Source organism: Gemella sp. 27098_8_149, from assembly GCF_041433745.1.
Classification (GTDB): domain Bacteria; phylum Bacillota; class Bacilli; order Staphylococcales; family Gemellaceae; genus Gemella.
The window spans coordinates 43168-64177 of the sequence record NZ_JAPWCB010000003.1 but is presented as its reverse complement, the minus strand read 5'-3'; the positions used below and the strand labels follow the sequence as shown (position 1 = coordinate 64177).

17 protein-coding genes are annotated in these 21010 nt (G+C 30.1%); 11 read left to right on the top strand and 6 right to left on the bottom strand.

The features are described 5' to 3' along the window. Positions 1-2: 2 nt before the first annotated feature. Genes O3801_RS02375 through mbhE form a run of 4 tightly spaced genes read right to left on the bottom strand, consistent with a single transcriptional unit; the run spans position 3 to position 4617 of the window. Positions 3-1484, bottom strand: coding sequence for a proton-conducting transporter transmembrane domain-containing protein (locus tag O3801_RS02375; protein ID WP_371453955.1), 1482 nt, complete (start codon positions 1482-1484; stop codon positions 3-5). Then, positions 1477-1836, bottom strand: coding sequence for a Na(+)/H(+) antiporter subunit C (locus O3801_RS02370; protein ID WP_003147003.1), 360 nt, complete (start codon positions 1834-1836; stop codon positions 1477-1479). Before O3801_RS02370 ends, O3801_RS02375 begins: the two co-directional genes overlap by 8 nt. Continuing rightward, positions 1836-2261, bottom strand: coding sequence for an MnhB domain-containing protein (locus O3801_RS02365; RefSeq protein WP_371453954.1), 426 nt, complete (start codon positions 2259-2261; stop codon positions 1836-1838). The genes O3801_RS02370 and O3801_RS02365 overlap by 1 nt, the downstream gene beginning before the upstream one ends. Next, positions 2251-4617: a hydrogen gas-evolving membrane-bound hydrogenase subunit E gene (mbhE, locus tag O3801_RS02360; RefSeq protein WP_371453953.1), complete on the bottom strand. Its 2367-nt coding sequence runs from the start codon at positions 4615-4617 to the stop codon at positions 2251-2253. Before mbhE ends, O3801_RS02365 begins: the two co-directional genes overlap by 11 nt. Positions 4618-5008: 391 nt before the next feature. Between mbhE and deoD the strand changes: the two genes are divergently transcribed. Then, positions 5009-5719 (top strand): purine-nucleoside phosphorylase, encoded by a 711-nt coding sequence (gene deoD / locus O3801_RS02355; protein ID WP_294683496.1) that lies wholly within the window; start codon positions 5009-5011, stop codon positions 5717-5719. Between the two features lie 25 nt (positions 5720-5744). Continuing rightward, a complete protein-coding gene (locus O3801_RS02350) occupies positions 5745-7466 on the top strand; it encodes a phospho-sugar mutase (protein WP_294683495.1) in 1722 nt (573 codons plus the stop codon). A gap of 42 nt (positions 7467-7508) precedes the next feature. On the opposite strand, the gene O3801_RS02345 is transcribed toward O3801_RS02350, so the two are convergent. Beyond that, a complete protein-coding gene (locus O3801_RS02345) occupies positions 7509-8009 on the bottom strand; it encodes an acyl-CoA thioesterase (protein WP_371453952.1) in 501 nt (166 codons plus the stop codon). Between the two features lie 217 nt (positions 8010-8226). Here O3801_RS02345 and pepT point away from each other — a divergent pair, with 217 nt between their 5' ends. Together pepT and metG are read left to right on the top strand one after the other, a co-directional pair. Beyond that, the gene (pepT, locus tag O3801_RS02340) at positions 8227-9453 is read left to right on the top strand and encodes a peptidase T (RefSeq protein ID WP_371453951.1); all 1227 of its coding nucleotides are present in this window, start codon (positions 8227-8229) and stop codon (positions 9451-9453) included. A gap of 555 nt (positions 9454-10008) precedes the next feature. Next, the gene (metG, locus tag O3801_RS02335) at positions 10009-12009 is read left to right on the top strand and encodes a methionine--tRNA ligase (protein WP_371453950.1); all 2001 of its coding nucleotides are present in this window, start codon (positions 10009-10011) and stop codon (positions 12007-12009) included. Between the two features lie 109 nt (positions 12010-12118). Here metG and O3801_RS02330 read toward each other — a convergent pair whose 3' ends face one another. Then, a complete protein-coding gene (locus O3801_RS02330) occupies positions 12119-14227 on the bottom strand; it encodes a DUF5776 domain-containing protein (protein WP_371453949.1) in 2109 nt (702 codons plus the stop codon). Between the two features lie 182 nt (positions 14228-14409). On the opposite strand from O3801_RS02330, the gene tpx reads away from it, so the two are divergent. From tpx to gltS, 7 genes are all read left to right on the top strand, one after another. After that, entirely contained in the window at positions 14410-14907 is a 498-nt protein-coding gene (gene tpx, locus O3801_RS02325) for a thiol peroxidase (protein ID WP_371453948.1), read from the top strand. 11 nt (positions 14908-14918) lie between these two features. Then, positions 14919-15539: an MptD family putative ECF transporter S component gene (locus O3801_RS02320; protein ID WP_294683368.1), complete on the top strand. Its 621-nt coding sequence runs from the start codon at positions 14919-14921 to the stop codon at positions 15537-15539. Positions 15540-15684: 145 nt separating this feature from the next. Continuing rightward, positions 15685-16230, top strand: coding sequence for an energy-coupling factor transporter transmembrane component T (locus O3801_RS02315; protein ID WP_371453947.1), 546 nt, complete (start codon positions 15685-15687; stop codon positions 16228-16230). 4 nt (positions 16231-16234) lie between these two features. Further along, positions 16235-17665 carry an ABC transporter ATP-binding protein gene (locus O3801_RS02310; protein ID WP_294683370.1) on the top strand — a complete coding sequence of 477 codons (1431 nt, stop codon included), beginning with the start codon at positions 16235-16237 and terminating at the stop codon, positions 17663-17665. Positions 17666-17773: 108 nt separating this feature from the next. Then, complete coding sequence (gene whiA, locus O3801_RS02305) at positions 17774-18724, top strand: DNA-binding protein WhiA (RefSeq protein WP_060914380.1); 951 nt, start codon at positions 17774-17776, stop codon at positions 18722-18724. A gap of 18 nt (positions 18725-18742) precedes the next feature. Beyond that, positions 18743-19354, top strand: coding sequence for an NUDIX domain-containing protein (locus tag O3801_RS02300; RefSeq protein WP_294683371.1), 612 nt, complete (start codon positions 18743-18745; stop codon positions 19352-19354). 211 nt (positions 19355-19565) lie between these two features. Further along, entirely contained in the window at positions 19566-20774 is a 1209-nt protein-coding gene (gene gltS / locus O3801_RS02295; protein ID WP_371453946.1) for a sodium/glutamate symporter, read from the top strand. Positions 20775-21010: the final 236 nt, after the last annotated feature.

The following is a 21010-nucleotide window of genomic DNA, read 5'->3' as shown; positions in this document are numbered from 1 at the left end:
AATTATGCTCCTTTCTTAAGTACTAAGTCAATATAGTGCTGTGGATTAAGTACCATTTGTATCCCTTTATCGAAGAAACCATCTAATAGATTAGTACTTACTCCGATAATAAATGCTATTGCTACGATAGCGACAAGAGGAATTTGAACACCTTTTGGAAGAGGTTTTAAAATTAGGCTCTTATTGATATTATCGTAGAATACATTTAAGAATATTCTAATTAAAGAGTAAAATACAACTAATCCAGATAATGCTACTAATATAGCAATAAATGTATTATTATTTGTAACTAACCCTTTAATTATTAGTGCTTTACCATAAAATCCACTGAAAGGTGGAACACCTGCTAATGATAGAACTATAATAAAATATGTCCAACCAAGAAGAGGATATTTATTGATTAATCCACATTTTTGGAGATATTTGACTCCACTAACGTAAATTATTAATCCAACAACTATGAATAATGCAGCTTTTAGTAATATGTCGTTTACTGCATAGAATAATGCTCCTTTGACACCGAAAGTATTTAGTGTTGCAGTTCCACATACCATAACTCCAAGAGAAATTACGATATTAAAAATTACTATTTGTTTTAAATCTTTTTGATATATAGCTCCGATACAACCAGCTATGATTGAGATTGCTCCAAGTATTAATATATAAGACTTGATGAAGTTTGATTCGTAATAGAATAATCCATACGTTCTAATTATTGAGTAAAGACCAACTTTTGTTAGCAATGCTCCAAAGATTATTGAGATTGCAATTGGTGGTGCGGCATATGATCTATTCATCCATGTGAATAGTGGGAATAGAGCACCTTTCATACAGAATACAAATATCATTACAGCTCCAACAAGGTATAATCCACGACGATCAGACATTGATGAGATCGTTTGTGATATGTATGCCATATTTAAGCTACCAACAATCGTATATAGATATCCAATACTAATAACAAATAAGCTACCAGCAAACACATTCATCAGTACATAACTAATAGAAGATTTAAGTTGTTCTTTATTAATACCTACTAACAGTAGTAAGTAAGATGACATAAGTAAGATTTCATAGAAAACGAAAAGGTTAAATATATCACCTGTAGTGAAAGCTCCGTTTATTCCAACCATAATTAATAAAAATCCTGGATAGAAGAAACTAAGTTCTCGAACTTTATCAATTGTTTTAAATGAATATATTAATGTTGCAAGAAATACAACTGAAGATGTTGTAACTAAAACACTATTAAGTCCATCTAATGTTAAAGTAATACCAAATGGACTAGCCCAGTTCCCCATTTCTAAAATTAGTATTTGGTGTTTATTTACCATATAGATATTTAATATAGAAAATGCTAAGACTAGTAATGTAGCGAATGTTGTTAATAAACGTTGCATTGCTATTCTTTTTCTAAATAATACCGTTACTGCTGCGAATAGAAGGGGGATAAATATTGGTATAACAGGTAAATTACTATGCATTATTTCTTTCCTCCTTCATATTTTCTACATCTTCAAGATCAATTACATTATCGCTGCCTTTTAGTTTGTAGTTAGCGATATAGATTGAAATTAATAGACAAGTTACCGCGAATCCGATAACTATGGCAGTAAGAATAAGTGCTGCTGGAATAGGGTCTATATAATTCTTACCTAATTCTGAAATAATAGGAATATCTCCATCATATAAACCACCTGCGATAAGAATAATTAGGTTAGCAGCATGACCGAAAAGACCAACCCCAATAATAATACGCATCATACTCTTAGAAAGCATAAGGTAAACACCAAATCCAACAAGAATACCACATAAGATAATCATATAAAATTCCATTATTTACCATCCTTTCCAAAAGCTAAAATAACTGACATAAGAACTCCAACAACTACAAAGTATACACCTAAGTCGAATATTGCGGCTGTGTGTAATTCCATCTCTCCCATTAACGGAACATGAATATGTGTAAAATGGTGTTTAAAGAAATTTTTTCCAACCACGACACCACTAAATGCAGTTCCTATAGAGAAAAGTAATCCAATAGCAGTTACATAAACATAGTTAATAGGTAGAAGTTTAGTAACTTTATCGATTCCATATGTAAACATTGCTAGAGCTAATGCCATTGTACAAAGGAGTCCTCCGACGAAACCACCACCAGGAAGGAAGTGACCACCAAAGTACAAACTAAGAGAAAGTAAAAATATACATCCTGAAATAATTGCAGATAATGATTTTAAAATTACGTCATTAGTTTTCATCTTTAGGTCCTCCTCGTTTAATAATTTTGAACATAGCATAAATAATTAATGCTACCATTGTCATAACTGTGATTTCAAACAGGGTATCAAATCCCCTGAAGTCTACGATAATAACATTTACTATGTTTCCACCACCAGATGCGACAACATTATCGAAATAAAATTGACTAATTTCTGATGGATTTTTATAAGCGTATGATACTAACCCCACGATTATGAAACTAATACCAGTAAGTGTAGCAATTATTGCATTAGTAAGTTTAAAACTATGTTTTTCTACTTGTTTTGTTTTATCAGTTAATAGAATAAATGCTATTAAGAAAATAATAGTAGAAATTGATTCGATTACAAATTGTGTCATTGCTAAGTCTGGAGCTCTAAATGTAACATATAGCGCAGTCATCATAAATCCAATTCCAGAAGAAAGGATAATAAGTACTAGTCTATTATAAACTGTAGTTAGAGCGACACAGCATACGACAATACATAGTCCTATAAAAATATTCATGTAGTGAATTGTAGAGAAGTTATTAATTAACATAGGTCTACCAATTGCAAAGTAACCACCAATAATAGTTACTGATAACACTACAAAAATATAACTCATATTTCTTCTAAGTTGGTTTGTAACAAATGTGTCATGAAGAGTACCACTTACTTTATGTAGTAAATTACCTAAGTTATTGTATGCGCCGTGAATAGAAATAATAGTAGGATTTATACTATAAATTCCATTTCCACTAGCGTATAATTTGTAGATTGCAAAACTTGCAATAATAACAACAATAGAAGTAAGAAGTTCACTTGAGAAGAAACTATCATGGTGAGCATGAGATATTACTTCGTTATTAGTTATTTTTATAGCAAGGGCAGCTTGTTGTGCTGGAATAACTACGTAATCTTTTATGAATGTATTAATAATTACAAAGCCTACAAGTATTATTGGAGATATAAAGATACCATTACTTGGAAGATGTAATTTCTTAGTCCCCACTATAGAGTTATCGAACTTACCTAGGAATGGTTTGAAGGCTAATATTAATGAATAAATAGCAGTTCCTAAAGCTCCAATAACTACAGCTATTACGATAACCATATATAACATGCTTGATTGTGTCAATCCATAAACAACTGTTAAGAAGTATTCTTTTGAGTAGAATCCACTTAAAGGTGGGATACCTGCCATAGAGAATCCAGCAATGATACTTAGTATAAAGCTAAGTGGCATATATCTTCTAATGCCACGAAGTTTTTCGATATCACGTGTATGGAATGAATGATCAATAATACCAGTAATCATAAATAAACTTGCTTTAAATGCTGCATGGTTAATAATATGGAAACATACTGCATAGAATGCAAATGTATAAACGTAGTGGTTATCATTGTATAGACCTAGGTTTGCTATACCTATCATAAGAGTCATCATACCAAGTTGACTAATAGTTGAATATGCAAGAATTCCTTTTAAATCTTTTAGGAAAATTGCAGAAATAGATCCTATTAGCATAGTGATAGTTCCGAAAATAATTAAGATATTACCGAATGAAGCGGTAAATGAGAAGACAATCCCAATTCTCAGTAGTAGATAAATCCCTGCTTTAACCATTGTGGCAGAATGTAAATAGCTACTGATCGGTGTAGGTGCAGCCATTGCATCAGGTAACCAAATATGGAATGGAAACTGCGCTGATTTTGTAAATGCACCGAATATAATAAGAATCATCGCTATTACATATTTATTGTTGTATCCATGGTTTTTAGTGAATTCTATAATTTCACTAACATTAAAACTTCCAGTGATATTATTTAACACGAAAATTCCTGCTAGCATTAGTACTCCACCAAAGACAGTAATAATAAGTGATTTTAGTGCTCCTTTTCTAGAAGTATCATTTTCGTGCCAGTAACTAATTAGTAGGAAAGAAGAAACAGATGTCATTTCCCAAAACATATACATACTAAGCATGTTGTCAGATAAAACAACACCTAACATGGCCGACATGAATATTAGTAGAAATATATAAAATTTATGTAGTTTTTCATCTGTTATACTCATATAGTAACACGAATATAGTATTACTAAAGTACCGATTCCCGTAATTAGTAATGAGAATAGGAGTGATAAACCATCGAGATTTAGGTTGATATCGAGTCCTACATTAGAAACAAATGCTAATTTCTTATAGATTGTTCCACCTGAATAGATATACTTAAGATTTGAAATAAAATATCCAAACAGTATTAATGGTACAACTATAACAAATTTTCCAGTATGGATTGTTTTGAAGTTTTTCCTTAAAAAAGGAACAAAAAACATCGCAATTACTGGTAAAAAGACAGCTAATTGTAACATAAAAAAACCTCTTTCTAATTTATTTTTTTTATAACATTAATTATATAACAAAATAGCTTAAAATACTATTGATATTCAATTTTTATATAATTATTTTTCAATAAAATATGGTTGCTAAGATAAAGAAATATTATAAAAAGTTATGAAAACGATAAAATAAAGTATTGATTATTTTATAAAAATAACAAATTTATTTATATAAGATAGAGATGGATTAAATATAGTAATATTAGAGATTTAAAGGTGAGAGTGGTAATAATATCAAAAAGAAGTTGTTGTTTTCAGAATATTCAACGGAAAATATAGACAATTATTTTTTTAATATCTCTTGTTTAAGGTGAGAAAAAAAGGTATAATAAAGTTATTAATATATTTACAGGGGGACTAACTGATGTCACATAAACAAACACCACATATTAAACCAAACGGAGTAGAAATCGCGGAAACGATTCTTTTACCAGGGGATCCTTTAAGAGCGAAATTTATTGCAGAAACATTTTTAGAAGATGCAGTTTGTTTTAATGAAGTGCGTGGTATGCTAGGATATACTGGAACATATAAAGGTAAAAAGATTTCTGTAATGGGAACAGGTATGGGACCAGCTAGTATCGGTATTTATTCTTACGAATTAATCCACACTTTTGGGGTTAAGAACTTAATTAGAATTGGAACATGTGGAGCATTACAACCAGAAGTAAAATTATATGATGTAATTTTAGGAATGGGATCTTCTACAAACTCAAACTACATGCACCAATACAATATTCCAGGAAATTACAGCTTAACAGCTTCATTTGATTTATTATTAAAAGCTTATAACAAAGCTCAAGAAATGGGACAAGCAGTACATGTTGGTAATATTTTATGTAGTGAAATTTTCTATAATGCTGATGAAAAAGCTATGGAAAACTGGATTAAAATGGGAGTATTAGCTGTTGAAATGGAAAGTGCAGCATTATATGCTAACGCAACTGCTGCAGGTGTTAATGCTTTAACAATTTTAACAGTAAGTGATTCATTAGTAACTGGAGAAGAAACTACTCCAGAAGAAAGACAAACAGCATTTACTAAGATGATGGAAATTGCTTTAGGTCTAGCATAAAATTAAATTTTAGAGGTAATATTATATGAGTAACTATCAAGAATTATATGAAAAATGGTTAAATAGCTCAGCTTTAACTGAGGAAGAAAAACTTCAATTAAAAAGTGTAGCTGATGATGAAGTTGAAAAAGAAGATAGATTTTATAAAGAATTAGAATTCGGAACTGCAGGATTACGTGGTAAAGTAGGAATGGGTTCTAATAGAATGAATAGATTCATTATTGCTCGTGCTACAAAAGCATTAGCACAAACTATTATCGACAATGGATTACAAGAAAAAGGTATTGCTATTGCTCACGATCCACGTCTTTTCTCAAAAGAATTTGCAAAATTAGCAGCTTTAGTAATGGCTAGTAATGGAGTTAAAGCGTACTTATTTGAAGACTTACGTCCAACTCCAGAATTATCATTTGCAGTTCGTTATTTAGGAACAGCTAGTGGAATTAACATTACAGCAAGTCACAATCCTAAAGAGTATAACGGATATAAAGTATACTGGCAAGAAGGATCTCAAATTAAATCTGATATCAGTGATAAAGTTTTAGAATATATTAACTCAATGGATATTTTCGATAACTATGTTACATTAACAGAAGAAGAAGCAAAAGAAAAAGGATTATTAGTATATATTGGTGAAGAAATCGATGAAGAATTCTATAAAGAATCTTTAAACTGTGCTATTAATGATGAAAACATTGATAAAGATATTTCTGTAGTATATACACCACTTAACGGTGCTGGATATAAAGCTGTAACAACAGTTCTTGCACGTCGTGGATTCAAAAATGTTCACGTTGTTGAAGAACAAAAAGATCCTGATGGAACTTTCCCAACAATTGAATATCCAAACCCAGAAGATACTGCAGCATTCGAATACGGTGAAAGATTAGCCAAAGAAGTTAATGCTGATGTAATTATCGCAACTGACCCTGACTGTGACCGTCTTGCTGTAGAAGTAATTCACAATGGTGAAGTAGTTTCTCTTAACGGTAACCAAGCTGGTGCAGTATTAGTTCAATATGTTATTGAAAATCTTGCTAAACAAAATAAACTACCAGAAAACCCAGTATTAGTTAAATCTATCGTAACATCTAAGATGGTTGAGCCACTTTGTAAAGAATACGGAGTAGAAGTAATTGACGTTCTTACTGGATTCAAAAACATCTGTGCTTTACCAAATGAATGGGATATTACAGGTGAGAAAAACTATGTAATGGGATATGAAGAAAGTATCGGATATAACGTTGGTACTTTCCTACGTGATAAAGATGGTGTAACAATCGCTATGTTATTAGTAGAAGCTGCAGCATTCTACAAAACTCAAGGTAAAACATTAGTAGATGTACTTGATGGTTTCTATGAAAAATATGGTTACTACTTAGATAAAACTATCTCTATCGTACTAGAAGGAGCAGCAGGTGCTCAAAGAATTAAACGTATGATGGAGAAATATCGTGAAATCTTTGCTCGTGAAATCGCAGGAAGTGAAGTAGTAGCGATTACTGACTACTTAGTTCAAAAAGAGAAAACAGTAGCTACAGGTGAAGAAAAAGCTATTGAAATCGAAAAAACTGATGCTGTAAAATTCAGCTATTCAGATGAATCTTGGTACACTTTACGTCCAAGTGGAACAGAACCAAAAGTAAAACTTTATATCTATGTTAAAGATGCGGATAGAAAAGTTGCAGAAGAAAAATTAGTTAAGTTTGAAGAAAAAGTATTAGAATTACTTTATTCAATAGATTAATAAATTCGAAAAAAGGAAGTGAGATTTCTCACTTCCTTTTTGTTATTTATTATAATATTTTAGATATTCTTTACAAAATTCACGAGCTGAAAGTTTTCCACTTTGTCTATCTGCGTATGAAGAGCTCACAAATTTTGAAATTTCATCTGTGTATTCAACTTTTGGTAAAGGTTTTTCAAGAACTGTATCTCTGTTTATTGCGAATGTTGAGAAACAAATACCAACTAAACGAGTGTGTCTAGTTTCATGGTTAAATGCACTTAACTCAGCAAAAATTTCAACACTTCTAGTACCAACTCTTGAGATATAGCTATCGATTATTAGTGCTTCGTGTCTATGAACTACATCTAAAAACTGATAAGTATCAATACTTGCTGTAAAAAATGGTAAATGAGTATATCTGCGAATTACTAAACCTTGTACATCATCAAGCCAATATAGGGTTTGTCCACCGAATAATGTGTCATGTCTGTTCATATGGTTTGGATAAATAGTGTGGAAATTCTCAATTCTAGTATCTTTATAATTCATAACTTCTTGCATGAAAAAGTTCTCCTTAAAATTTATTTTACTAATATCTAATATGAAATTAGAATACATATGTAATTGTATCACAAATAGATAAATATATTAAGCATCATTTATCATTTTAAACAAAGTTATTTGAGAATGTTGTTTTTTAAAATATAATTTTTACAACCTTTACATTTTGATGAAAATTGTATTATAATAAAAGAAAATATAAATGAGGTGAAGAAGAATGAAATATGAAACTATGTTAGAACGTTTTTTAGGATATGTAAAATTTAAGTCTAGATCAGATGCCGCTAGTACGACAATTCCGTCTACTCCAGAGCAAAAAGATTTTTTACGTATGTTAAAAGGACAATTAGAAGAATTGAATCTTAGTGACATAGAATTAAATGAGGAAAACTGGTTTTTAACTGCAACATTACCGGCTAATACAGATAAACCATACGACAAAATAGGGTTTATTTCTCATGTAGATACTGCAGATTTCAATGTTGAGGGTATTAATCCACAAGTCATCGAAAACTATGATGGTGAAGACATCGTTTTAAATAAAGAATTAAATGTTGTGATGAGTAAAGCTGAGTTTCCTAATTTAAGTAATTATAAAGGTCTAACTTTAATTACTACGGATGGGACGACTTTATTAGGAGCTGATGATAAAGCTGGAATTACTGAAATAGTAGAAGCTGTTAAGTATTTAAGTGAACACCCTGAAATTGAACATGGTGATATTCGTGTTGCATTTGGCCCTGACGAAGAAATAGGGCGAGGAGCAGATCACTTCGATGCTAAAGGATTTGCAACAGATTATGCGTTCACTATGGATGGTGGAGTTCTTGGTGAACTTGAATATGAAAGCTTTAATGCTGCACAAATCACATACAAAATTACTGGAATAAGTGTTCATCCTGGTACTGCAAAAGGTAAAATGAAAAATGCTAATACGATTGCTGCAGAGTTAGCTTCTTTATTCCCAGAAAAAGAAGTTCCTGAACATACAGAAGGATATGAAGGATTCTATTTATTGCACAATATGCAAGCTAGAATTGAAGAAGCTGAGATGGTTTATATAATTCGAGACCATGATAGAGAAAAATTTGAAGCACGTAAGAAATTTGCTGAAGAAGTGGCAGCGAAAATTAATGAAAAATATGGTAATGTGGTGGAATATGATCTGTTTGATCAATACTACAATATGGGAGATGTAATTAAAAAAGATAAACGCTGTGTTGATGTAGCGGAGCAAGCTATTAAAAATGTAGGTGTAACTCCTATTATTATTCCTATTCGTGGTGGAACAGACGGTTCTAAAATTTCATATATGGGTATTCCAACACCTAACATTTTCGTTGGTGGAGAAAACTTCCATGGACAATATGAGTTCAGTTGTTTAGAACATATGGAAAAAGCTGCTGACACTATTGTGGAAATTGCAAAATTAGCAAAAAAATAGTGGGAGTGACTCAAAAATCGTGATTTCGTAGAAATCGATTTTTTTAGAGTCACCCCCGCACAGTTTATTAGATATCTAAAAAGCTTTTATAAAGCGATTTTAGATATCAATAAACCACTTGCATTGTACGTTAGAATTTTTAGTGCCAAAGGCACGTTAAAATTCTTACGTATAACGTATGCAAGGACACACCAAGAAGTGAGTCATAAGACGAAACTGATTGGATTGTGTCTACTGCTGAGGCTATGAGTTCTCATATACACTTTGTTTAAGTTTAGGACTTTTGTGTCAGCCCCTATTAGAAAATAACAAAAAAAGTATAATTTTCTATAAAGATATAATTTAATATTTTAAGAGATAAGATTAAAGATAAGATACAACTCTTTTATAATTCAAAGATAGATTTTGAATTATAAAAGAGTTGTATCTTTTTTTATAGAAGAACTTTTAAATTTTAAAAAAATGATAAAAAATTATGCAATAGCCCTAAATATATGGTACAATAGTAATGTATATTAACTAAAAAATTGAAATGAAAGAGAGGATGGTTGTAAGATGACTAAAAAAACATTTTATGTTACAACTCCTATTTATTACCCAAGTGGTAACTTACACATAGGGCATGCGTATACAACAGTAGCGTGTGACGCTTTAACAAGATATAAAAAATTAAGTGGATATGATACATACTTTTTAACAGGTACAGATGAACATGGTCAAAAAATTCAACAAAAAGCTCATGAAAAAGGTATTTCTGAACAAGCTTATGTTGATGAAATGATTAAGGATATTAAAAAATTATGGAAAACTATGGATATTAACTATAGTAAATTCATCAGAACAACAGATGATTATCATGAAAAAGCTGTTGCTGAAATTTTTGATAGATTAGTTGAAAAAGGTGATATTTACCTTGGAGAATACAAAGGTTGGTATTCTATTAGTGATGAAGAATATTTCACAGAAACTCAACTTCAAGAAGTTTTCAGAGATGAAAATGGAAATATGATTGGGGGAATTGCTCCAAGTGGGAATGAAGTTAAATTAGTTAGTGAAGAATGTTACTTCTTCAAAATGAGTAAATATGCTGACAGATTAGTTAAGTACTATGATGAGCATCCAGAATTCATTTTACCTGAAAGCAGAAAAAATGAAATGCTTAATAACTTCATTAAGCCAGGATTAGAGGATTTAGCTGTTACTCGTACAACTTTTGACTGGGGAGTAAAAGTAAAATCTAATCCAAAACACGTTGTATATGTTTGGATTGATGCATTAGTTAACTACATTACAGCGCTAGGGTATGCAACTGGAGAAAGTGAAGAACTATTTAACAAATACTGGCCAGCTGATGTGCAAGTGGTAGGTAAAGAAATTGTACGTTTCCACGTTATTTATTGGCCAATCCTTCTTATGGCATTAGATTTACCACTACCTAAGAAAATCTTCGCTCACGGTTGGTTATTAATGAAAGATGGTAAAATGAGTAAATCTAAAGGTAACGTAGTAGATCCTTATATGTTAATAGAGCGTTACGGATTAGATTCTGCACGTTATTACTTACTACGTGAAGTTCCATTCGGACAAGATGGTATTTTCACACCAGAAAGTTTTATCGATAGAATTAACTCAGATTTATCAAATGACTTAGGAAACCTATTAAATAGAACTATTTCTATGATTAATAAATACTGTGGTGGAGTAATTCCAAAATTTGTTAAACCAACTACTGAATTTGATAAAGAATTAATAGCTTTATCAAAAGAAGTTATTGCTGAATATGAAGAATACATGGAAAATATGCAGTTTTCTAAAGCGTTAGAATCAGTGTGGAAATTTATTTCTAGAACTAACAAATATATCGACCAAACTACACCATGGATTTTAGCAAAAGATGAAGCAAATCAACCTGAACTAGATAAAGTAATGAACTACTTAGCTGAAAGTCTTCGTATAGCTACGATTTTAATAGCACCAGCTTTAACAAAAGCACCAGAAGAAATTGCTAAACAATTAGGAATTAGAGAAGACTTATTAGTGTTTGAATCTGCTAAAACATTTGGTGTATTCGATGGAACTGTAAAAGTTGTAGAAAAACCAACTCCAATTTTCCCAAGATTTGATAAAGAAGTTGAAGTGGAGTACATTAAAGAACAAATGTCACCAAAGGCGCTTGAAAATTTAGAGACAGAATCTAAAGAAGAAAATGAAGATACTTATGTTGAACTTGCAGAAGAAATTACAATTGATAAATTCTTTGAAACTTCTTTAAGAGTAGCAGAAGTATTAGAATGTGAAAAAGTTAAGAAAAGTTCAAAATTATTAAAATTCAAACTTGATTTAGGAAATCACCAAAGACAAATAGTTTCTGGTATCGCTAAATACTATGATCCAGCAGAATTAGTTGGTAAAAAAGTAGCTGTAGTAGCTAACTTAAAACCAGTTAAATTATGTGGTGAATTAAGTGAAGGGATGATTCTATCAGCGGAAAAAGATGGTATTTTACGTGTAGTAGAAATCAATGCTGAAATTCCTAATGGAGCAGAAATTAGATAATATGTAAAGAGAATGTAGTGAAAACTACATTCTCTTTATTTAGGTATTTGAAACAATTTAAATGTACAAAATAATCCACCTGGGGATTTCCTCAGGTGGATTAAATTAATTATCTTGTCGTTCTTTGGTTGCTTTGAGAGTTAGAGGCGTTTTTATTATCATTACTATCTATGTTTTTAGTCTTAGGTGTTTCTCTATTAACCTCAATTACACGAACTGGATTAACAGGTACGAATGATCCATCAGATACATGATAAATTAATCTGTTGTTATTAATTCCAATACCGTTAATATTAAGTTGAGCACCGTTACCAAAAGTAACTCGAACTTTACTTGCTGTTTCGTCAGAATATACATTCTGTGTAGCTAAGAATTTGATTGCTACTGGTCGAGAAATAAAGTTTTCAAGTTGATCATTTTTAGAATCAACTGAAACAAATTTTTCGTTTGCAGTGATAAACTGACCTTGTAAGTTTCCTGATGAAATCTGATACATTAAATATCCAGCAGGAGATACAATTTTATTTACAGTTAGTTTAGTACCAGGTTCAATAACTTCTCCTTGATCTGACCAGCTTGCGGATTTAAACGCATGAATTTTTTTGTTTACAGTAACTTGGCGATCTACATCGAATGAATAAGATGTAAATGTACCAGCAAGTTTTGCTGTTATCTCTTCATCTTGTGCATCAGAGTCTATACGAGCTGCTGCTGCTTTCTCTTGAGCTTCTAGAATTTTAGCTTTTTCTTCAGCTTCTTTTTGTTTCTTCATTTCTTCTGTAGTGTCTACAGCAGTAGTGTTTGTTTCTCCAAAACTTATATAGTGTTCTTTAGCAGAAGAAATAAATTTTAGTGTAACAAGGAAACAAAGAGAAAGAATTATTGCTAGAATAAGTGATGTAGCTATTCTGACTTTTATATTTTTAGCTACTCTTTTTATTCCATCATAATTTTCAACTTTTCTTCTAAAGATTTTTTTCGAGATATATGCTTTAAGATAAAGTAGGGATACTAAGAAGATGTTTTTTATTTTATTATCTATGTATTTAACTTTAAAAGCAGTCTCTTCTTCGTTAACTACTTCTTTTTTTATATTGTGTATTTCTTTTTTTATACCGTCTAATTTATATTCCATCTCAAGATTTTTTTGAATCTTTTCAATAATTTTTTTCTCAGATGCAATATCTTTTTGAGTAATTTGTTTTTGAGTTACAAGACTATTTAATCTTTTTTCTTCAAGGGTAATTTTTTCTTTATCTGCATTCCTGTTTTTAAGAGTAGAGATAGTTAATTTTTTTTCTTCAATTTTATCCTCTAAAGAGATTAGTGTAGTTTGTAATGAAAGGAGAGTATTTTCGTGTTCCCTCATTTCATTTTCTTTTTGTAATAATTCAACTTTCTTTTTATCTTCTGAGATTTTGAATTCTTTTTCTTTTCTTCTAAATTCTCGTTTTCTTTTTTCCGCTTGTTCTTTTTCGATACGTTGACGTTCTAATTCTTTTTCACGAGCGATACGTTCTTTTTCAAGACGTTCTTTTTCACGTTGTTCTGCTTTTTCTTTTTCAATACGTTGACGTTCTAGTTCTTTTTCACGAGCGATACGTTCTTTTTCAAGACGTTCCTTTTCGCGTTGTTCTGCTTTTTCCTTTTCGATACGTTGACGTTCTAATTCTTTTTCACGAGCGATACGTTCTTTTTCAAGACGTTCTTTTTCACGTTTTTCAGCTTTTTCTTTTTCGATACGTTGACGTTCTAGTTCTTTTTCACGGGCAATACGTTCTTTTTCAATACGTTCTTTTTCACGTTTTTCAGCTTTTTCTCTTTCGATACGTTGACGTTCTAGTTCTTTTTCACGGGCAATACGTTCTTTTTCAAGACGTTCTCTCTCAGCGCGTGCAAGCTCATTTTTTTTGCGTTCTTCTTCAATTTTACGTTGCTGTTCTTCAAATTTCTTTTTGGCAGTCTCTAATTCTAGAGCTCGTTGTTTTAATTCTTTTTCTTTTAATTTTACTTCTTTTTCTTTTTCTCGAAGTTCTTTTTCTAAAGCAGATTCATCAAGATGATGATTATTAGTAGAAGTCGTAGATTCATTATTTTTTAAATTAAAAGTTTTTACTTGTTTTTTTAATCGACTAAAAAAAGACGTAGTATTATTCTTTTCTTTAGTTGAATCTGTAGTATTATTTTCTACCACTTTTTCTTTTTGTTCTTTTGACATAAAAAAAATCCTTTCACACACTATTAATTCCTATTATATCATAAAATTATAGTATATTTATATAAAATATGCTTAAAATACCGGTAAATTATTAAAAAAACTTTCAACTCTAATTGAAATATGTTATCATTAGGTGTAGATAGTTTTATCATTAAAAATTATAAAATAAAGAGGTAAAAATTATGAAAAAAACAATTAGCTTTAAAGGAACTCCAGTTACAATTGATGATAAGTTAAATATTGGAGATGTATTTCCAAATTTTAGAGCAGTAACAAAAACATTATCAGAATTTGAATTGGATGATTATAGAGGTAAAAAAATTATTGTTAATACTTTTCCTTCTGTAGATACAGGTGTTTGTGCTTTACAAACAATTAATTTTAATAAAGAAGTTCGTGATTTAGCAGATACTGTAGTAATAACAGTTTCAAAAGATTTACCGTTTGCTTTAGGTAGATTCTGTGCTGATAAAGAAATAAACAATGCAATTACTGTATCTGACTATAAATATCGTGATTTTGAGAACAACAATGGTCTTTTAGTTGAAGAATTAGGATTATTAACACGTTCTGTGTTTGTTCTTGATGAAAACGGAGTTATCCGCTATAAAGAAGTATTAGAAGAAATCGGAGAAGAACCGAATTATACGGCTGCTCTAGATGCTCTTAAAAAACTATAGAGGGGTAATAGATGACAGAATTAAAATATATTAATAAAGAAGAAAATAAAAATTTACAGATTAAAGATTTAATTACATTAGGTTTATATACAATATTATTAATTCTTGTAATGGCTGTAGGAATCGGAATTTCTACACTATTAACATCACTGATTTTTGGTGGAAAAGTTTATTTTGCCACATATACATCTATTACTGCAGCGCTAGTTTGTGGTAGTGTATATAGTTTAATTTTCAATAAAATCAATAAAAATATGGCGATATTTATAATGATTGCTATAATTGGTATTTTCATGACAGTTTCTGGACACTCGGTAGTGGGTGGAATAGTATTAATCTTTGCAGCAGTTTTAGCAGAAATTGCTTTCAGATATGGAAATGAATATTTATCATATTTATTCTTTAATTTAGGAAATATTGGTCTTATTCTACCAATGTTCTTTATGAAAGATTCATATGTAAAACATCTTCAAAATAGAAATTATTCAGAAGAAAAAATTAATTTAGTGATGAGTTCAACTGATATGAAGACTTTTATCTTTATTGTTGTGTTCACTGTAATATTCTCAATAGTTGGTACATACTTAGGAAGAAAACTTTATTTCAAAAACTTTAATAAAGCAGGGCTATAGAATGTATAAATTAGATATTAGAACGAAAATCTTTATTTTAGTGATTGCCAACATATTAATGTTTAAAATGATGACAATACCTGTTCACCTTTTAGTAGCACTATGTTTTTCAATATACTTAGGAATTAGTTCTAATTTTAAGAGAATGAGTAGATTTTTTGGTATATATCTTTTCTTTACTGCATATGAAGTATTTTTTGCTCATACAGTTACATTACAGGTTATTGACAGTTTCTTATTATTAACTGCATTAATGTTTAAGACGTTGTATTTCCCATTATGTGCAGGGATGGCTTTAGTAAGTAGTTCAAAAGTTTCAGAACTGATCTGCTTTTTGAGAAGCATAAAGTTACCAAAGAAAATGATTATAGTGCTAGCAGTATTATATAGATTTTTCCCGGTGTTACTTACAGATTATAAATTAATAAAGAATTCATTACGAATGAAAGGAATTGGAGTAAGTAGAGGTTACTACTTACTTCATCCAATTAAATTCTTTGAATATGTTTTTGTTCCTTATGTAATAATAAGTACCAATATAGCAAATGAGCTATCGGTGTCTTGTTTATGTAGAGGAATAGATAACGAAGAGAAACCAAGTAGTTATATTGAATTAAAGTTCAATAAAATTGATTATTTAACTATGGTTGTCGTAGCAAGTGCTTTTTGTTTTATTATGTATATGAGGTGATAAATTGATAACATTTAAAAATTTTAATTATAAATATATTGAATCGCAAAAATTAAATATTGAAGATTTATCACTTAATATAAAAAAGGGTGAATGTATTCTTTTTACGGGTGCTAGTGGTTGTGGAAAAACTTCCATTTTACGAGTTTTAAATGGATTAGCACCAGAATTTTTTGATGGTGGATATAGTGGTGAATTAAAAGTAGCTCACCTTAATATAGGAGACAAATTAAAAGATTTTTCAAAAGTAGTAGGGAGTGTATTTCAAAATCCTAAAAATCAGTTTTTCAATCTTGATTCTACGAGTGAACTTGCCTTTAGTATGGAAAATTATGGTTATTCTAAATCAGAGATACAGAGTAGAATTGATGAAGTGATATCAGAATTTTCTGCAGAATATCTGTTGGAAAGAAACGTCTTAGAACTAAGTGGCGGAGAAAAACAAAAACTAGCTTTTATGGCAAGTATGATGTTAGATGCTGATGTATATGTTCTAGATGAGATAACTAGTAATCTAGATTTGAAGTCGATACAGCTTATTTCATCAATAATCGAAACATTGAAGAATAAAGGTAAAACTATAGTTGTTGCTGAACATAGAATATATTATCTAAAAGATTTAATCGATAGAATGTATATTATTAAAGATGGTAAATTGCTCCATGAAGTTACTAAAGAACAACTATCAGATTTTGATAGTAGAGCTTGTCATACTAGACAAATTGATTTATCTAAAGTAGAGCTAGGTAATAAAGAAAATAGAAATATTAAAGAAGACTTTTTAAATATCGAAAGACTTGAATATAAAGTTCATGATAGGAAAGTTGAACTCCAAAGCGAAAGTTTCGCAGCTTCAAAAATCTATACTATTATTGGTGATAATGGTTGTGGGAAAACAACTTTCGCTAATGCTCTATGCGGCCTTCATAAATCTAAGCATAAAGTAATATTAAATGGAAAAGATTTAAATAAAAAAGGATTAATTAGAAATGCATTTCAAGTAATGCAAGATGTTAACTATCAATTGTTTACTAATCAGGTAGAAAAAGAAATTAAGTTAGGTAGCGATAATTTATCGTTATTTGATGAAGTTGTAGATAGATTAAACATTAGAAAATTTTTAGATAGACACCCGAATACTCTTTCTGGTGGAGAAAAGCAAAGAGTTGCTATTGCTTCTGCGCTTTTATCAAATAAAAAAGTACTAATCTTTGATGAACCAACTAGCGGTCTAGATTATGTAAATATGATTGAACTAAGTCGCTTGATTGAAGAAATAGCCAAAAATGATGTTGTGATATTCATAATTACACATGATTATGAATTTTTATGTCAGATTTCAGATGAGGTTCTTTATTTTGACAAAGAAGGCATAAGAGAGCGTATTGAAGTTAATGAAGAAAATAAAAATAAAATATTAGAATTAATGAGTTAATGTACATTGTATATTAACTCATTTCTTAACTCAAATGAGTTGTTAAATTGAGGGTATCATGATAAAATATATAGGTTACAAAAAATAATTAGGATAAGGAGGGAACTTATGTCATACGCTTCAGATATGAAGAAAGAATTAACTTTAATAGAAATAACAAAAGATAGAGAATTCTTATCAGAGTTATCAGCCCTAATAAAGATGAATGGTGTATTAAATATATCAAACGGTAGGTTAAGTTTAAGTTTTCAAACAGAGAATGCTTCTATAGCAAGAAGAATGTTTTCTTTAATAAAGTTTTTCTATGATGTTCATGTAAATATTTCTGTTAGAAAGAAATTGAAATTGAAGAAAAATAATGTATATATTTGTCGTTTAGATCAAAATGTCAAAGAAATTTTAACTGATTTATATATATTAAATGATAACTATACAATGAGAATAGATATAGCAAAAGAATTAATTGATACTGATGAGAAGAAAAGAGCTTATCTACGTGGAGCATTTTTAGCAGGAGGATCTATTAATAACCCTCGTACTTCTAGTTATCATATGGAAATATTCTCTTCTTATGAAGAACATAACAAGGAATTAAATGAACTTTTAAATAGTTATAAGTTAAATGCTAGAAGCCTTGAAAGAAAAAAAGGTTTCATAGTTTATATTAAGGAGTCTGAAAAGATAGCAGAGTTTATTAATCTTGTTGGAGCATTTCAAGCGTTATTCCAATTTGAAGATGAAAGAATTGTTAGGGATATTAATAATTCTGTAAACAGAATGCAAAACTGTGACATGGCCAATATGAATAAAACTGTCAATGCTTCTGCAAAACAAGTGGAGGATATTAATATTATTGAAGAGAGAATAGGTCTAGATAATATTGATGAGAAACTTAGAGTAGTTGCCGAAGCAAGACTTAAGTATCCAGAATATCCGCTAAAAGAAATAGCGGAAATGATCGAAGATGGTAAGTTATCTAAATCGGGCTTAAATCACAGATTTAGAAAGATAGCTAAAATAGCAAAAGAATTAAAAGAAGGAACTTATCAAGCAAAATAAAAGAAGTGAGGAAGAACAATGAGTAAGTGGGATGAACAAATATTAGTAGTTAATAGAAAAGAATTATTTAATAATGAAGAAAATCATTTCTATGGATTTATAGAAAAAAATGATGAAAAAACTAAGAAAATTATTGATACATTTGAATCATATGAAGTAAAACGTCGTGGGGATATGGAAGAAGATCCAGATTATAAGCAGTTAATCGGATATGTACTACTAAAAGATGTGAATACAAATGAGGTATTAGTATACAAACGTCTGGTAGGTGGTGGCGAAGCAAGACTTCACGGAAAAGCATCTGTTGGTATTGGTGGACATATGAATGAAGTTGAAGGAAAAACAATTTTTGAAATGTTAAAAATCAATGCAGCACGAGAATTAAATGAGGAAGTCGGAGTTTCTGAAGAAGAAGCTTTAAATAATTTACATTTTATTGGTCTAATAAATGATGATAAAACAGAAGTTGGTCAAGTTCATATTGGAGTGGTATATGAATGTAAAGTTGATAAGAATCTAGTAGAAGTAAAAGAGGATGACACGCTAGTGATTAAGTGGATGTCAGGAGACGAAGCAAAAGCTGAAGAAAATTATGAGACTTGGTCAGAATTTTTAAAACCAATATTTTAATAAATAAAGATGAACTTTTTTAGTTCATCTTTATTTATTAAGACTAAAACTACTTATATGACGTTATAAAATCTTACATAATATTGAAAAAAACATCAGTTAAATGTAATATTAAATTATGTAATTTGAAAATATAATAGTAATTAATAGTTAATACTAAACAGTATTATTCTGTTTAAAAATACAACATAAAGTAAGAAAGGATGATAGTATGTTTAATATTAAAATGGATATGATTCAAACGGTCGGATTGGCTGTTATTATATTAATTCTAGGAAGATTATTGAGGAAAAAGGTTAAGTTCTTTGAAACTTATTGTATTCCGTCTCCTGTTGTTGGAGGTTTCCTATTTGCTATAATTAATTTAATTTTAAGAGAAACTAATTTAGTTATCTTCGAATTCGATAATACTTTACAAAGCTTCTTTATGACACTATTCTTTACAAGTATTGGTTTCAATGCAAGTTGGAGATTATTAAAAGTTGGTGGAAGAAAAGTTGTTATGTTCCTTATTATGGCTGTAACGTTAGTAGTACTACAAAATGTTGTGGCTGTAGGGGTTGGGTATTTAACAGGTGTAGATCCATTGATTGCTCTATTAACTGGTTCAACTGCAATGACAGGAGGACATGGTACTGCGGCAGCAATGGCACCCATAGTAGAAGAATTAGGCCACACTGGAGCAAAGAGTGTTGCTATCGCGGCAGCTACTTTTGGACTTATTGCAGGATCTAGTCTAGGTGGACCATTGGCCAATAGACTTATTAAAGGTAAGAAACTAGAGGTTGTAGCAGAGAAAGTTGATAATGAAAAAGTGAGAAATGATGAATTTCTTTTTAATAATGATGTAAGAAAACTTGATGGAGAGAATTTTGCTAAAGCATTCTTTTTAATCTTATTATCAATGTTTATTGGTAGTTATGTTTCAACATTTTTAAACCAATTTTTAAATTTCCCCAACTACATAGGACCGATGATTGTTGCGGCTATTTTAAGAAATATATCTGATAATACAACTAAATTTGATTTACACTACGAAGAAGTACATATTTTAGAAGATGTTTCGTTGAATTTATTCCTTGGAATGGCAATGATTAGTTTAAGATTATGGGAATTAAGTAGTGTAGCGGGTCAACTAGCAGTATTATTACTTGCACAAGCACTTTTAGCATGGATATTTATTTACTTTGTAACATTTAGAGTTATGGGCAGTAATTATGATGCAGCAGTATTATCTGCAGGCCATGTAGGTTTTGGACTTGGAGCTACACCTAATGGTATTGCAAATATGCAAAGTGTTTGTGATAAATATAAACATTCACATATAGCATTCTTTGTAATGCCTATAGTAGGTGCATTGTTTATTGACTTCTTTAATGTAGCGATAATAAGTGGATTCTTCTCGTTCTTGTCGAGATAGAAGACGATCTGACTTGATTAAATATTTTAATCAAGTCATTTTTTTAAAAAAATTTTGCTTGCTTAGTATTTTAATATATAATATAATAGTAGAAATTGACCCAAAAGTCCTAAATTTTAACAAGGTTCATATGAGAACTAACAGACGCAGTGGTTTATTGATATCTAAAATCGCTTTAGAAAAGCTTTTTAGATATCTAATAAACTGTGCGGGGGTGACTCGACAAAATCGATTTC